Below are 14077 nucleotides of genomic sequence, written 5' to 3'. Positions count from 1 at the left end.
ATAAGATATAAAATCCATATTAGTCCTGAGGCTGTACCTTGGCACCTTCAGACAGATTGATTTGTCCGCTGGTGATAACGGTCTCACCTTCCTCAAGCCCCTTTAATATTTCCACCTGTTCGCCAAAAATTCTTCCGGCAATCACCTCGCGGGGTACCGCAGTTGTATCTTTACCGAGCACATAGATGCGGTTGCTGTTGACGCCGCCGATAAATGCACCACGCGGTATCAGGATGGCAGGTTGTTGCTGGGAGAACCTAAAATGTGCCGTACCATACATGCCTGCTTTCAACTCGGATGCAGCAGCGTTGTTAACGGTGATTTCCACCGGATAATTCAATGAATTATCTGCCTTGGCTGCGATGAAACTTACCGTACCGCTAAACTCTTTATCAGGGAATACGGTACTCGTAATGGTCACCTTATCGCCCACTTTAAGGTTGACCACCCGGGTTTCATTGGCAGTAACCTTCAGTTTAAGCTGGGAAATATCCACAATTTCGAACAAGTCGGTACCCGGAGACAAATAAGCACCGACTTCGATAAGCCTGCTGTTAATGATACCGCTGAAGGGTGCCTTGATGTTCGCATCGGCCACACGGCGGTTAGCCTGTTGCAACTTAATTTCGGCGTTGCGAAGCTGTAATTCAATTTCATCCAGCTGGGCTTTGGTAACTCCACCGGTCTCGTAAGAACTTTGGTAACGCGCATAATCTGTTTTCAGCTTCTGCAGCGCCTCCTCTGCAGCCTGCTTATCCAGGCTGGAGAGTTCCGGATCAACCAAAGCCAGTGTCTGGCCTCTGCTTACCCGTGCGCCTTCTTTGACCAGAATACGCGTAACGCGGCCGCTCACTTCCGACTTGAGCAGGAGATCTTGATTGGCCGCGAAATTACCGTTGGCCGAAAAATCCAGCACAATGGGCTGCCGGCTTACCTCGGCGGTCTTGACGACAATCGCGCCACCCGTCTCAGCCACTACCGCAGTTTTGGCCTCATTTTCCGCTTTATTTTTACTTAACACCCATCCGATAAGGGCCAATACCCCGATGACGACGACGATGGTAATGATTACTCGTTTCATGTTTACGTATGATGATGATTTATTCGTTTACTAATGATTTGATTTGTCCGTTTGATTTGACCAGTTCAATTTGAGCCACTTTATAATTCAGCAATGCTTCGTTATAGCTGTTCTGTGCAGCCACCAAGTCCGTTTCGGCGGTAAGCAGGTCGGTCAGGCTGGCCAACCCGTTTTGATAGTTGTTTTGGGTACTCTTAAAAACCTCTTCGGCAAACTCCTTGTTGGCCCGTTGTGATTCAATGGTATTCAAGCTGTTCTTGATTTGGATTTTAGCATTTTCATAGGCCATCGTCAGTGCATTGGACGTATTGCGGAGGTCCTCATGGATTTTTTGCAGCTCCACATCGGCCTGCCTGATCCTTGAACGACGCGCATTTCCATCAAATATCGGGATACGAAGATTCAAGGTAACGGCAGACATATCATAATTCAGCGCCCTGGGCGAATATAAGTTGAACCGGTTACTTTGTGAATTATACAGGTAATTCCCGCTGATGGACAATGTAGGATAATATTCAGCAACATACGACTTACGCTGCAGCCCGAGGAGATCTTCCTGCCGCTTCAGTACTTGATAGTCGACCAGCTGTTCTACATTAAACGTCCCATTGGCCAAGCTAACCACCGCCTCGCTCTCCAACTTATTCACCTCGGTTTCGGGAATAACGATCGGTTGAGCAATAGGCATCCCCATGTAATACTTCAACAGATTCTCCTGCTGCGTAACCGCGTATTCCAGTTGTTCATACTGCGCCCGCAAGTTACCCTTGTTAACCCTTATCCGATCCAGGTCTATCTTCTTGGCCAACCCCAGGTTAAATTGGTTTTCCGTAGTTTTTTCCAATTGACTAACCCGTTCGATATTAGCCTTCACAACATTTAGCTGCTGCCTGGTAATGATTACCTGATAATAATTTGTGGCCACTTGCTGGATAAGGTTCTCTTCAGCCAGCTGAGCAGCCAATCGATAGTACTCCTCTGAACTTTTGGCCGCCTTTAAACCAGTGAATACCTGCTGATTGAAAATCTGCTGATTAAGCTGTACTTGAGACATGGCGTTCCACGTTTGTCCAGCCTCTATCGCAACAAATTCGCCCGGTGTTCCGCCCATGAACTCAGCAGGCAAAACGAATTGCTGTACCAGTAAATTGTTGGTCAATGTACTTACAGCGTCAATCTGAGGCAAGGCAGACGCCCTCACTTCAGCCACCTTATGGCGGCCGCCTTCGATTTCCAACCTTGCCTTGCGCAATGCCTCGCTATTATTCAGTGCATAATTGAGTGCATCTTTCAACGTAAGCACTTCCTGCGCAGACAACGCATTGATGCTTAATATGCCCGTTACCAGGGCGGCTAAAAACAATCGTATTTTCATATATCTGATATTCATTAGAATTTGCTGTGCAAACTATTTTTTAATGCCATTGACAAAGATGTAAGCAGCTTGCTTCTGTTTTTGGATAATCCGTACCAATTCCGCTTTGTCTATCAGCGCATGCGGTGCTGCATGGTCACAAAACAAAGCAAGTCCACGAATCATGGCGACGTACAGTTCAGACGTAGTAGCAACGTCAAATGTTACAAGTTCCCCGCTGTCAATTCCCTTTTTAAATATGCGGGAAATGGTCTGGACTTCCCGCTGGAACAGCTGGTTAGACAAAGACTGCCATTTCTCTTCGCTTATGTTCATCTCATGCAGGTTAATCACCAGCATGTAATATTTTTCAAAGTACTCCTTTTTTAAGTCCAGCATCTTTATCAATAATGCCAACGTATCCGGTATCTCCGCCAATGCCTGCTCAACAGAAACATCCGTCTCTTCCATAATCTGATAGACAATCGCTTCAATCAATGAGAATTTGTCGGGAAAATAATAGTACAGATTAGCTTTGGACAGCTTTAAATCATCTGCAATTTCACTCATCGAAGTCTTGGCAATGCCAAAATGGGAAAACCGCTTCAACGCTGCCGCTATAATCTGGCTCTTCTTATCATCTATCATCCGTAATTTTCCATTTTACTTTTTGACTTTTCTTAAAAATCGGTCAAAAGTATAAATTCTCCAGCACACCACAAAGAATAAAATACTATGTCCTATCCGGGCGCTGGATTTTATGACACAGTATTTACATTGACCGGGGTAGCAGAGGCGTGCAAAGAAAACAGTGGCGGGTGACAACCCTATGGCAGGGTCAACGGCTAAATGTCAATTCATTCTGAAAAACTTTGGCATACTTGCGTTTATCCAGCTTGTATAGCCGCGCGGCCCGGTAAGAAACGCCGCGCTGGAACTCGGGAAGTTCCTTTAAAATGTTGTAATTCAGCATCTTTTTCCGGAAATTGCGTTTGTCAAGTTTCCGTCCCCAAATCGCCTCATAAAGCTGCTGCAACTGTGTAAGCGTAAATTTTTCAGGCAGCAATTCAAAGGCAATGGGGCTATAGCTGATTTTTCGCCTGATTTTCTGGATGGCTTTGTCAATGATATGCCTGTGGTCGAAAGCCAGTTCCGGCAGGTCGTCCAACGGATGCCACACGGCCTGCCGGGCATAATCAGTTACCGGCTCCGGCTGGCTCTTGAGATCATCCAGCCGCAGCAATGCATAATAAGCCACGGTGATGATACGCCCCTGCGGATGCCGTTTCAGATCGCCAAACGTATACAGTTGCTCCATAAATATACCCCGCAGTCCGGTGTGCTCGTATAGAATCCGTTTTACCGCATCATCAATGGTTTCGCTGTGATCTACGAAAAAGCCGGGCAATGCCCACCATCCCTTGAAAGGATACTCATTGCGTTCAATGAGCAACACTTTGAGCGCTCCTTCGTGAAAACCGAAAATGACGCAATCTGTCGTGAATGTAGATTGAAGGTGTGGTAAATTTGCTTGCAAAGCCGTTGAATAATTTGTTTACTAATTGTGTTGTTTATTTCTCCAGTTATAACCCGCTATCCGCAGAAAGCAGTCTTTAAACCGCCCATATATACCGCTGCAATGACTTGCATATAAAAGGCAATTTAGCTAAGTTTGCTCACTTAAACCTTTCAAGTGAAAAAATAAATCTTGAAAAATTTATGATAGTGTAATAAATACACACTATATTCGTGCTGCTAATTTACAAAAGATTATCAGAAAAGTGCAAGACATAACAAAAGTAGGCATATTTACTTCTGGTGGCGATGCGCCGGGCATGAATGCCTGTATACGTGCAGCTGTCCGCACGGCGCTGTATGCCGGCAAGGCGGTTACCGGCATTTACCACGGATACCAAGGAATGATAGATGGCAACTTCTGGGAAATGAACAGCCGATCGGTAAGTAACATTATCCAGTTGGGTGGTACTATTCTGAAGACAGCGCGATGTGACGCTTTTCGCACGAAAGAAGGCCGGCAGCTCGCTTATGATAACCTCAAAGCCGCGGGTATTGACGGTCTCATCGCTATCGGTGGCGACGGTACGTTTACCGGAGCCGAGGTCTTTTCGCGCGAACACGACATCCCGGTGGTTTGCGTGCCAGGCACCATAGATAACGACCTTTATGGTTCTGATTTTACGCTGGGCTATGACACGGCTACCAATACCGTAATTGAGGCAATTGATAAAATACGTGACACCGCAGCGTCGCATGACCGCCTGTTTTTTGTGGAAGTGATGGGGCGCGATTCCGGATGCATTGCATTAAACGCGGGCATTGCGGGTGGCGCTGAAGCCATTCTTCTGCCGGAAAAGAATACCGCTATTGAAGAGCTGTGCAAGATGCTTGAAGGTGCCGCCAAAGGCAATAAATCATCCACCATTGTAATCGTGGCCGAGGGAGAAGCCAACGGCGGGGCCTACCACGTAGCCAAAGAGGTGAAAGCCCGCTTTAATTTTTACGACACCAAAGTAACGATTCTCGGTCACCTGCAACGCGGCGGGTCGCCCAGCAGTTTCGACCGGGTGCTGGCCAGCAGACTGGGCTTTGCCGCCGTGCGCCACCTCTTTGCCGGAGCCAACCGGGTGATGGTAGGATTATGGGGCAATGAAATCAGGACCACGCCGCTTGAAGAAGCATTGGGCAATAAGGCGTTTAAGCTAAGTGAAGACATGCTTGAAATGATGGACGTATTATCGATATGATAGCAGTGGTATTCAGCGGTTCGAGATTTGCGGATTGGCGGCTTGCCGACAAGGGAAAAATTGTGACCGGCTTCCGGACGATGGGCATTAATCCCTATCTGCACGACGAGCGCTTCATCCTGCAACTGCTGAACAAGAACAATACCTTGATTAACTATGCCGAGCAGATCAAACGGATTTATTTTTTCGGAGCAGGCTCCTCCTCCCGCGAGCGGAAGGATAAAATAGCAGCTGTTTTCAACCAGTTTTTTAAGCACGCCAGGGTGTCGGTCGATCATGACGTCAATGCCTCTGCCCGCTCCACGTTCGGCGATGAAAAAGGTCTTATCGGTATATTAGGCAGCGGTGCGAATGCGGCCTACTTCAATGGGAAAAAGACGGCGGACAATAATTTCGGACTGGGCTACATCCTGGCCGATGAAGGGTCAGCCAACTGGATCGGCCGCATGCTGCTGAAAAGTTTTCTCAGTGAAACCATGCCGGAAGACCTGCGGGAACGGTTTGTGGCAAGGTACCCCCTTGATCGCAAAATTATACTTGATAAGGTGTACAACCAGGCAAATCCGGCCCTTTTCCTGACGTCGTTTGCCGATTTTGTAATGGAAAACCATAAACACCGCTTTATCAAGAAGTTAATCCATAAGGGCTTTAAACTGTATATCGAGACCTATCTGCTGCCGCTCACAAAACAATACCCCGGACTGCCCGTTAACTTCACAGGGAGCGTGGCTGCCGGTTATGAGGAGTGGCTTCGGGAAATCGCCGGTCAATACGGCATTGCCATCAGCACCGTGGTAAGGGAACCGATACATAATTTATTGAAATATTATTTAAATAAAAACTAATATCAACATGAAAATTGGAATCAATGGATTCGGCCGTATTGGCCGTTTAGCATTCAGGGCAGCAATCAACCGTCCAGGCGTTGAGATTGTAGGGATTAATGACCTGGTAGACCCGGATTACATGGCATATATGCTGAAATACGATTCTACGCATGGCCGCTTTGACGGTACCGTGGAGGCGAAAGACGGCAACCTGGTTGTCAACGGAAAAACCATCCGGGTAACCGCAGAAAAGGATCCGGCCAACCTGAAATGGAACGAGGTGGGCGCCGAGGTAATCATCGAGTCCACCGGACTGTTTCTCACCAAAGAGACGGCCCAGAAACATATCGATGCGGGTGCCAAGAAGGTGGTCATGTCAGCCCCGGCTAAAGACGATACACCCACTTTTGTGATGGGCGTAAACCACAAGGAACTGAAAGCCGACCAAACCATCGTATCCAACGCTTCCTGCACGACCAATTGTTTGGCGCCGCTTGCCAAGGTACTGCATGATAAGTTTGGCATCATTGAAGGGCTAATGAGCACCATCCACGCCGTTACCGCCACCCAGAAAACCGTAGATGGTCCGTCTGTTAAAGACTGGCGCGGCGGACGCGGGGCTTACCAGAACATTATCCCTTCTTCCACTGGCGCGGCCAAGGCTGTGGGCCTGGTATTGCCCGAACTGAAAGGTAAACTTACGGGCATGTCGTTCCGGGTACCGGTAGCGGATGTTTCCGTAGTGGATTTGACCGTACGCCTGGAAAAACCCGCTACCTATGAGGAAATCAAGCAAGCCTTCAAAGAAGCTGCCGAAGGCGAACTGAAAGGCATCCTTGGCTATACCGAAGACGATGTGGTGTCACAGGACTTCTTGGGGGATGCACGCACTTCTATCTTCGACGCCAAAGCCGGCATTTCACTGAATGACAACTTCGTGAAGGTCGTGTCTTGGTATGACAACGAGTGGGGTTATTCAAACAAGCTGGTGGATCTGGTGGAATTAATCGGTAAGTTTTAATCCCGGCGGAACGACTAACTGACAAAAGCTCCGGTAGTGCATACCGGGGCTTTTTTTACATCAAAAAACCGCCGCCCAACAGGTCGTCGCCTTCATAAAATACCGCAGACTGGCCGGGAGCAATCCCTTTGACTGCGTGGTGGAAATCCACCTTCATGTTGTCGCCCGATTGCACAATGGTACTTGCCATGCCGGCGTCTTTATAACGTATCTTGGTAACGGCTTCCAGCGGATTCTCAATGGATGCGTACTTTATCAAGTTTACGTTCCGCACATAAGCTTCCTGCCGTTGCAATTCGTGCTCATCACCGAGCACCACCGTATTGCTTTCGGGCCGTATCTCTGTAACGAATACCGGGCGTCCCAAAGCGATGCCCAGTCCCTTACGCTGCCCCACAGTATAATACGGATACCCTTGATGATTTCCGACCACCGTACCATCGGCAAGCACAAAATTGCCCTGCCCTATCCGTTCGTCTATATCTTCCACCCTGTGGCGCAAAAACGCCCGGTAATCGTTATCCGGCACGAAACAGATTTCATAACTTTCCGATTTGTTGGCCAGCTCCCTTTGCCCCATATCTGCGGCCATCTGGCGGATTTCGGCCTTGGTAAAGCTGCCAAGCGGAAATTGGGTACGCGCAAGGTTTTCCTGCGACACGCCCCACAGCACATAAGACTGATCTTTATGCGTGTCTTTACCTTTGGAGATAACATAGCGCCCGTTATCCTGCAGCCGGATGTTGGCATAATGCCCCGTCGCAATAAATTCACAATCCAGTTTATCCGCGCGTTTGAGCAATGCCTCCCACTTAATATGGGTGTTGCAGAGCACGCAAGGGTTGGGTGTGCGGCCAGCCAGGTATTCCTCAACGAAGTTGTCGATTACGAAATCGCCGAACTCATTGCGGATATCCAGGATATAATGCGGGAAACCATACGATACCGCCAAGGCCCGGGCGTCATTGATGCTGTCAAGACTGCAGCATCCCGTTTCTTTGGAAGAACTTCCTGACGAAGCGTAGTCCCAAGTCTTCATTGTCAGCCCAATGACTTCATATCCCTGCTCATGGAGCATCACGGCGGCAACCGAACTGTCCACTCCCCCGCTCATGGCTACCAATACTCTACCTCTTTTGCTCATTGCTCTTTAATAAAAATGCAAAGATACGGCTATTTTCCTAACGGTTATGTTGCTGCCCTGTCATTTTATCCCCAACGCTATCAAGGTCTTGCCGAAACATACCAAATAATTTTTCAAAAAAGTTTTCCAAAATGAAAAAAGGCGCTACATTTGCAGTCCCAAAACAACGATAGCGTTGCTAAGGGAAAAAGGTACCATAGCTCAGTTGGTAGAGCAAAGGACTGAAAATCCTTGTGTCGCTGGTTCGATTCCAGCTGGTACCACAAGAAACCCTTTATACTGATTGTATGAGGGTTTTTTTCGTTTTGTGTTGTCGGTTTCGTTGTCGGTTTGATTAGATAAGGTCGATTTTCCGGCAATAATTCCGTATCTTTGGAGCAAGGCCGTGAGGCTGTAAATTTTAACCGAAAAACAAAACCCCTTCCAGCCGGACGGGGTTTTGTTTTTCCATAATGGAAGACAACTTAAATATCTGTATATCAACAAATAATACGCTTTCATTCTTGTTGTTAATTCCTAAAAAATCTGATAATCAATTAGTTACAATATGTTGACTATTAATGCAATAAGATTGCATTTCCGAGATATAGTCATGGTATTTTTCAAAATAGGTAATCGGAAGGTCGGCGATTCCTACTAAAACTCACTTAACCCCGTCATTCAGTTGGTGGGTTTTGTTTAATAAAAAAAAGCGGCGTTAAACCTTTTTCGTTTAACTCTGTTTATATTATATACTTATCAAAAATGACAACAATTTTGTTATAGCATATTTGAAGTATCAAATTTGTTATTACATTTGTTGGCAACCGATTTATTATACTATGGAGTGCGCGGAACAAAAACAAGAAAAGCTGTTTGATACAGTTAATGCCGTTAAAGATGCTTCATACAAGGAAAAAACCAACAATACTGAAGCTCTTATAAATTCTGTATTGGATCATATTCTTGATCTAAAGAAGATTTTGTCTGATAAGGCTGCTCAAATCGAGCAATTGAATGAGCGGATAGAAAAGATAACATGGAGTAACGAACCGTTTGATGAGACATCACTGCGGATGATGAATGAATTGATAGCAGCTGCAAGAGATTTATGCAGAATGCTAAAGAAAAATTACGAAGGGTTTGGAGTTATTGGTGGCACGAACTACGTCACCGAGGAAACCGAACGGTTTAATGAAGCAGTAGACGATTTGAGGGAGCTTGCTCAAGACTTGGAGTCAATCTATTTCAATTTGCCAAACCAGCCCGGATTCACCGAAATAACGAGGCAACTTACTTTGTTGTGATGGAGGTAAGATGTCTCGAAGATTTCAAGAGCGAGTTTGAAAAACTTGTTTCTAAAAGTACCTATAAAAACATCACGAAATGTGTGATTGAGGCTTTTTTTGACAAAACGCCAGAGCAATTATGCACAGGCACCAGGCTAAATGGATCTGCTGAAGTCCCATACATAAAAAAGAGATTGTGCGGAAGGGGTGGATATAGGGTATACTGCCTGTTGGTCATTAAAGATAACGCTGTGTATCTTATGTTTGTACATCCTAAATCTGGCTCTTTGGGGTCCTCCAACATCACCGATGATTTTAAAGCCGCAATATTTAAAAAGGTATATGAATGTATTAGAGAGGGTAATCATTATATAGTCACATATACTGAAGACAAAAAGCAGTTGATTTTCACTTTGAACCATAAAGAATCAGGCAATCTTCCGACTATTCCTTACACGTCAGTAGATATAAAAGAGTAATCTAAAATAAAACAACATTGGTAAATCAGTGACTCTTTTAGTTCCATAGATTTAAAATCATTGAATCTTTGCAAGCTCTTTATCCAAGAAGAACAGCAATTGCTGAATTGATTTCTCATAAGATTCTTGCAAGCCTTTACGCGCACTCTTATATCCAAGCATATTGGGGCGTGACGCCACATTAGAAATTTCCTTCTCCGTTGAGGTTTCGCCGTCCTCAAATTGCAGATAGATTGCCGTGGCCGCGTTCCATTCTCCTTTTGGGAATGCCATAGCAGCAAAACTCCCTCCAACTATTCCAACTCCGGTGGAAACATCGACACCAAATCCGGCATGATAGGCCGATAGCCCGATTTTTAAAGTGGGCCTATCATCAGTCGCTTGTTTGTAGTATGCCGACTCATTGAGGATAACAAAGCGGATGGACGGATAAACCTTTTCTAATAATTGTGCAATTGCGCTGGTAACTTCCTCGCTGCTACATTCTATTTTCCCCTTCTTGCTGATCACGCGTCCGTCGTAGACCACAAGGCCCACCTCAGCACCCTCCGCCATTCCAGTCCTTGACTTTACCTCAACCTCGTCGGGACACCACACGTAATGCTTTTGAGCCTTGGCGGTGACAACAGCTGTCAACAATATCAGTATTGATAATACGTATTTGTAATTATGGTTCATGATTGCTTTTTTAGTTATACAAATTAAATGGTTTTATTGATAGCTTGGGTATTAGGTTCCGAATTTTTTTGCGTGAGGTACTTTCATGACCAAATGGTCAAAAGAGAAATACGCGCGCGTAATGACTTGGAAAAAATCTTCCACGTTCTTAAATGCGGTCTATGAAGTCCTAAAATGTAAACTATTGTAAACCTTCAACCAATAGGTCCCGGCGCGCCAAACATAATTCGATCCCCTTTTTTATGGACTCCAAAAATTCATGACAACATTTTGTAGCGTCAGAAAACGCCTCACTTTTTTAACACGCACACGTAATGACCATCATCAATATTTGTCGCCATATTACGCGCTCGAACAGATAGTGAGAAATTTTTGCGTTTAAAGTTCTCATTCATGTAGTTATAAAACGTTCCATTGATGTGTAGTCAATTCGCATTGAGCCTTACCGAACCCCTCGCGCGCGCGCGTACTGCTTCGCTAAGGCTTCACATTTCTCCACCCGACCGAAAAAGCGCAGTTTGAATGTCAGGTTTTGTCAGGTTCAAACTGCCTTTTCGTGTGTTATATTTAGCCTATTTTGAAGCTGCTTTTGGCGACCTTGTATATATTCCTGTATGTGAGGTTTTCGTAAGCGATCTCTTTAGCGGTGTTTTCGCTATAACCAGCGCGAATAGCTGCCTGTGTTGCATTCAAATCAACAAGATATTCCTCACAAAATCGTTTCTGCTTATCGGTTATTTAAAAAACTTACGTTTATAAGGTTTAACCTTTATTGCTTCATCCAATTCTTTCTTTTTGAAAAGGATAAGCTTGCCGTTACGATAATGTGGAAGGCTTCCGCTTCTCACCTTTTTGTAAACATTGTCCGGCGTACACCTTAGGTATTCGGCGGCCTCTTGAACGTCCATAGTGGTGTCCGGTTCGTAACCTTCCGGTGTTGTAGTCAGTTTATTCTCTACTATCGCTTTTAGCTCTTTGATTTCGTTCGTCAATTCAGAGAGCAACATAGGGATGTGTTCGAATTTCAAATGGTCTGCTATGGATATTAATGGAAAAATTTACGCTTATAGCTCTTAACCTTAGTGGCTGCGTCTACGTCCTTTTTCTTGAAGAATACCTTCCGTCCAATCTTGTAATATGGCAATGTTCCCTTGTTCTTTTTGTCATGAACATTCTGGACGGTACACCCCAAGTATTCTGCAACCTGGTCTGGCGTCATGGTTACGTCCGGCTCGTAGCCTTCCGGTGTGGTAAGCTTATCCTTTACGATAGCCTTAAGTTCAGCTATTTCCTGCCTCAGTAATGCTACCTCATTGGGCAGGTCGTCAAATGGTATTCTTTCCATGAGTTCACTTTTACAATCTAAACGCTTTAATGAGCTTGGTATTTCGGAAGCTAGTTGTGCAAATGCTATTTTATGTGATCTCAAGGCTGATTAATCTCGCAACAGACTGATAAAAAGGCATTTTGTTTTTCAACAAATGTACTTGTGCAGCAAAAATGTCTAACGCATAAATATCTTGAATTAGTGCGCATATTTTCTGCGTAAAAGTGTGTTTTCCAAAACGCGAAAAAATATTCCACTTTTTTGTAAAAAAATATTCCTAACTTTTTAAGATGCTGAATATTAGAATATTGTATTTGTATTTATAATCTTTTTCTTAGGCGGTATTTTACATTTGCGAAATATCCCCAATATTCCGAAAGTGTCCCTTCCAACACCAGATTTTCACCCGATATTTCGTATTTCAACTCCAAATAGGTTTCACTGCCAAGAGATATGGTTACTGATGTTATAGACAATTGGGCCCGTACAAGCCATGCTTTTATCGAAACAACGCGCATTGGCTGGTTATTGTTGATTTAACAAAAAAGCCCCGGCGGAAACCGAGGCTAATTGTGACTGTTGTAAACGGTTCAGGACGCGGGTTTCAATTCCATAGATTTCAATCTGTGCTCCAGGGTGCTTTTCGTCTCGATGAAAAGCCTGTCTATCGCCGGCGAATATCGTCCCTGATCATCTCCGTATTGGCATGCCTTGTCAATTGACAGGAGCGTATGGAAATCGTCTCCGTTTAAAATATCAAAGAACGTCAACATATTGTCCAGCAAATCAAGCGCCTCCTGTACTCTTTCATCGTTCCCGATTAGCCTTTTGACAGGCTCTAACGAACAGGCCCGAATCACAAGCCTGACCAATGTACCATAATCAAACGGGCTGGAGTTAGGTTTGTCAAAATATAGCATTTGAAGCGCTTGTCCGATAACATCCCTACAGCGCACTGTGCTGTACACTGCCATCAATTTTGCCTTATCTTCGTCATCCAACCACTCGGCAGTCAAAAAGTCATTTGGATAGTTCATAGTCTTGTTGTTTGTTGGTTTTACATTTATGGATATGTGTTCTGTAAATACCCGTGAACAGGTTAAACATTTCCCTTATCGTTTCCTTGTTGTCGGCAAGGATGAAAAAAGTCTCGTTTATGCTGTTCATGGTGTCCGCGTAAGCCTTGGTCAGGTGCGGCGTTTCCTTGCAAGCTGCATCGAACATTGATTTCATGTTTGACATATCATTTGAGCGATTCTTGTAATTGTCATCCAAAAGGCTATCGAACAATTCACTCAAATAGGATACCTCACCCTCATTCAATTCGATGAGGTACCTGCCGTCTGCGGGTTTCGTGTATGTTGCCATGGCTTTATTTTGAATTGGTTGATGGATATGATTTATTGTTGCCCTCGATGAGGTATTTCTGCATTATCCTCAATGCATCAGCAAAATCTGCGTTCCTTTGCACAAGGGCATCACTCAGCCAGACCTGGCCACCCCTTAACAGGCGTATCAATTCTTTCAATGCCCATACGTTGTCCACATGATCGTTGGATACGTAAATTTCTTGTCCCTCTGGATATTTAGCGATAGCCTGGGCGTAAAGGCAAAGCACCTCATCGAGGTTGTCAGCTAACTGCTTTGGGTCGATAACTGAATTGACAAATTCGGCGATTTGCTCTACGATTGGAGCAACCTCTTGTTTTACTTCAAGTTTGATTGTAGTTTCCATTTCTTTTCAAATTTTGATGCAGCAACTTGCTACACCGCGGTTAATAATTTTACTGTTGACCTCGTTTTTAGCACTGAACATCAGTACAAGATTGCTGATCATTGGGATTGTTGGCTGGTTAGATGAAGTACTCCGCCACTGCCTATCACCAACTGCATGAATTTGGGATAGAACACTACTATCTTACCCATAGTACCAATGTCCCTTTCGTGGATGGTGAAACCTCCGTCTGCTTGATAGGATCGAAATCCCATCTCGGCCAATTGCCTGCTGATTTTAGGGTCAATACCCTGATGTTGATTGGTTGTGGGATTCGCAGCCCCATTGGTTAGATGACATTTTTCCATGTCTAAATAGATTTAAAAACGCCCGGTCGCTGCGAACTAGTCTCGAAGAGA

Annotated in this window: 18 protein-coding genes and 1 tRNA gene; 6 read left to right on the top strand and 13 right to left on the bottom strand. The window is 45.0% G+C overall.

All coding sequences use genetic code 11. The features are described 5' to 3' along the window. Positions 1-19 precede the first annotated feature (19 nt). The 4 genes from BM030_RS06245 to BM030_RS06230 form a co-directional block, all read right to left on the bottom strand. On the bottom strand, positions 20-1081 hold the full coding sequence (locus BM030_RS06245; RefSeq protein ID WP_090972330.1) for an efflux RND transporter periplasmic adaptor subunit: 1062 nt from the start codon (positions 1079-1081) through the stop codon (positions 20-22). A 19-nt stretch (positions 1082-1100) separates the two neighbouring features. After that, positions 1101-2456, bottom strand: coding sequence for a TolC family protein (locus BM030_RS06240; protein WP_090972692.1), 1356 nt, complete (start codon positions 2454-2456; stop codon positions 1101-1103). 33 nt (positions 2457-2489) lie between these two features. Continuing rightward, positions 2490-3083 (bottom strand): TetR/AcrR family transcriptional regulator, encoded by a 594-nt coding sequence (locus tag BM030_RS06235; protein WP_090972328.1) that lies wholly within the window; start codon positions 3081-3083, stop codon positions 2490-2492. Between the two features lie 190 nt (positions 3084-3273). Beyond that, a complete protein-coding gene (locus BM030_RS06230; protein WP_090972326.1) occupies positions 3274-3972 on the bottom strand; it encodes an NUDIX hydrolase in 699 nt (232 codons plus the stop codon). A 244-nt stretch (positions 3973-4216) separates the two neighbouring features. Between BM030_RS06230 and pfkA the strand changes: the two genes are divergently transcribed. From pfkA to gap, 3 genes are read left to right on the top strand one after another with little or no spacing between them, the layout of a single operon-like run. After that, a complete protein-coding gene (gene pfkA / locus BM030_RS06225; protein ID WP_090972324.1) occupies positions 4217-5200 on the top strand; it encodes a 6-phosphofructokinase in 984 nt (327 codons plus the stop codon). Next, complete coding sequence (locus tag BM030_RS06220) at positions 5197-6045, top strand: hypothetical protein (RefSeq protein ID WP_090972322.1); 849 nt, start codon at positions 5197-5199, stop codon at positions 6043-6045. Before pfkA ends, BM030_RS06220 begins: the two co-directional genes overlap by 4 nt. A 7-nt stretch (positions 6046-6052) precedes the next feature. After that, positions 6053-7048 carry a type I glyceraldehyde-3-phosphate dehydrogenase gene (gene gap, locus BM030_RS06215; protein WP_090972320.1) on the top strand — a complete coding sequence of 332 codons (996 nt, stop codon included), beginning with the start codon at positions 6053-6055 and terminating at the stop codon, positions 7046-7048. 55 nt (positions 7049-7103) lie between these two features. On the opposite strand, the gene mnmA is transcribed toward gap, so the two are convergent. Continuing rightward, positions 7104-8192: a tRNA 2-thiouridine(34) synthase MnmA gene (gene mnmA, locus BM030_RS06210; protein ID WP_090972318.1), complete on the bottom strand. Its 1089-nt coding sequence runs from the start codon at positions 8190-8192 to the stop codon at positions 7104-7106. Between the two features lie 190 nt (positions 8193-8382). Between mnmA and BM030_RS06205 the strand changes: the two genes are divergently transcribed. The 3 genes from BM030_RS06205 to BM030_RS06195 all read left to right on the top strand — a co-directional run bounded on the left by BM030_RS06205 (position 8383) and on the right by BM030_RS06195 (position 9939). Next, positions 8383-8455 (top strand) — tRNA-Phe (locus BM030_RS06205). Positions 8456-9013: 558 nt separating this feature from the next. Next, positions 9014-9478, top strand: coding sequence for a magnesium transporter CorA family protein (locus BM030_RS06200; RefSeq protein WP_090972316.1), 465 nt, complete (start codon positions 9014-9016; stop codon positions 9476-9478). Further along, positions 9478-9939: a hypothetical protein gene (locus BM030_RS06195; protein ID WP_090972314.1), complete on the top strand. Its 462-nt coding sequence runs from the start codon at positions 9478-9480 to the stop codon at positions 9937-9939. The genes BM030_RS06200 and BM030_RS06195 overlap by 1 nt, the downstream gene beginning before the upstream one ends. Positions 9940-9996: 57 nt before the next feature. Here BM030_RS06195 and BM030_RS06190 read toward each other — a convergent pair whose 3' ends face one another. The 8 genes from BM030_RS06190 to BM030_RS06150 form a co-directional block, all read right to left on the bottom strand. Next, on the bottom strand, positions 9997-10617 hold the full coding sequence (locus tag BM030_RS06190) for a hypothetical protein (RefSeq protein WP_090972312.1): 621 nt from the start codon (positions 10615-10617) through the stop codon (positions 9997-9999). Positions 10618-11184: 567 nt separating this feature from the next. Further along, positions 11185-11355 (bottom strand): terminase small subunit, encoded by a 171-nt coding sequence (locus tag BM030_RS20410; protein WP_211657543.1) that lies wholly within the window; start codon positions 11353-11355, stop codon positions 11185-11187. Continuing rightward, complete coding sequence (locus BM030_RS06180; protein WP_090972311.1) at positions 11352-11645, bottom strand: helix-turn-helix domain-containing protein; 294 nt, start codon at positions 11643-11645, stop codon at positions 11352-11354. Before BM030_RS06180 ends, BM030_RS20410 begins: the two co-directional genes overlap by 4 nt. Before the next feature lie 17 nt (positions 11646-11662). Further along, positions 11663-11962: a helix-turn-helix domain-containing protein gene (locus tag BM030_RS06175; protein WP_090972309.1), complete on the bottom strand. Its 300-nt coding sequence runs from the start codon at positions 11960-11962 to the stop codon at positions 11663-11665. A gap of 572 nt (positions 11963-12534) precedes the next feature. Then, entirely contained in the window at positions 12535-12981 is a 447-nt protein-coding gene (locus tag BM030_RS06165; RefSeq protein WP_090972305.1) for a hypothetical protein, read from the bottom strand. Then, positions 12965-13312, bottom strand: coding sequence for a hypothetical protein (locus BM030_RS06160; RefSeq protein ID WP_090972303.1), 348 nt, complete (start codon positions 13310-13312; stop codon positions 12965-12967). The genes BM030_RS06165 and BM030_RS06160 overlap by 17 nt, the downstream gene beginning before the upstream one ends. Positions 13313-13316: 4 nt before the next feature. Further along, positions 13317-13679, bottom strand: a complete 363-nt coding sequence (locus BM030_RS06155; RefSeq protein WP_090972301.1) for a hypothetical protein — start codon at positions 13677-13679, stop codon at positions 13317-13319. Positions 13680-13777: 98 nt separating this feature from the next. Continuing rightward, entirely contained in the window at positions 13778-14026 is a 249-nt protein-coding gene (locus tag BM030_RS06150; RefSeq protein ID WP_090972299.1) for a hypothetical protein, read from the bottom strand. Positions 14027-14077 lie beyond the last annotated feature (51 nt).

It is taken from the genome of Parapedobacter composti (genome assembly GCF_900112315.1).
In the GTDB taxonomy this organism is placed as follows: Bacteria; Bacteroidota; Bacteroidia; order Sphingobacteriales; family Sphingobacteriaceae; genus Parapedobacter; species Parapedobacter composti.
Note: the sequence above shows the minus strand (reverse complement) of the source record. Positions and strands in the feature narration are given on the sequence as shown.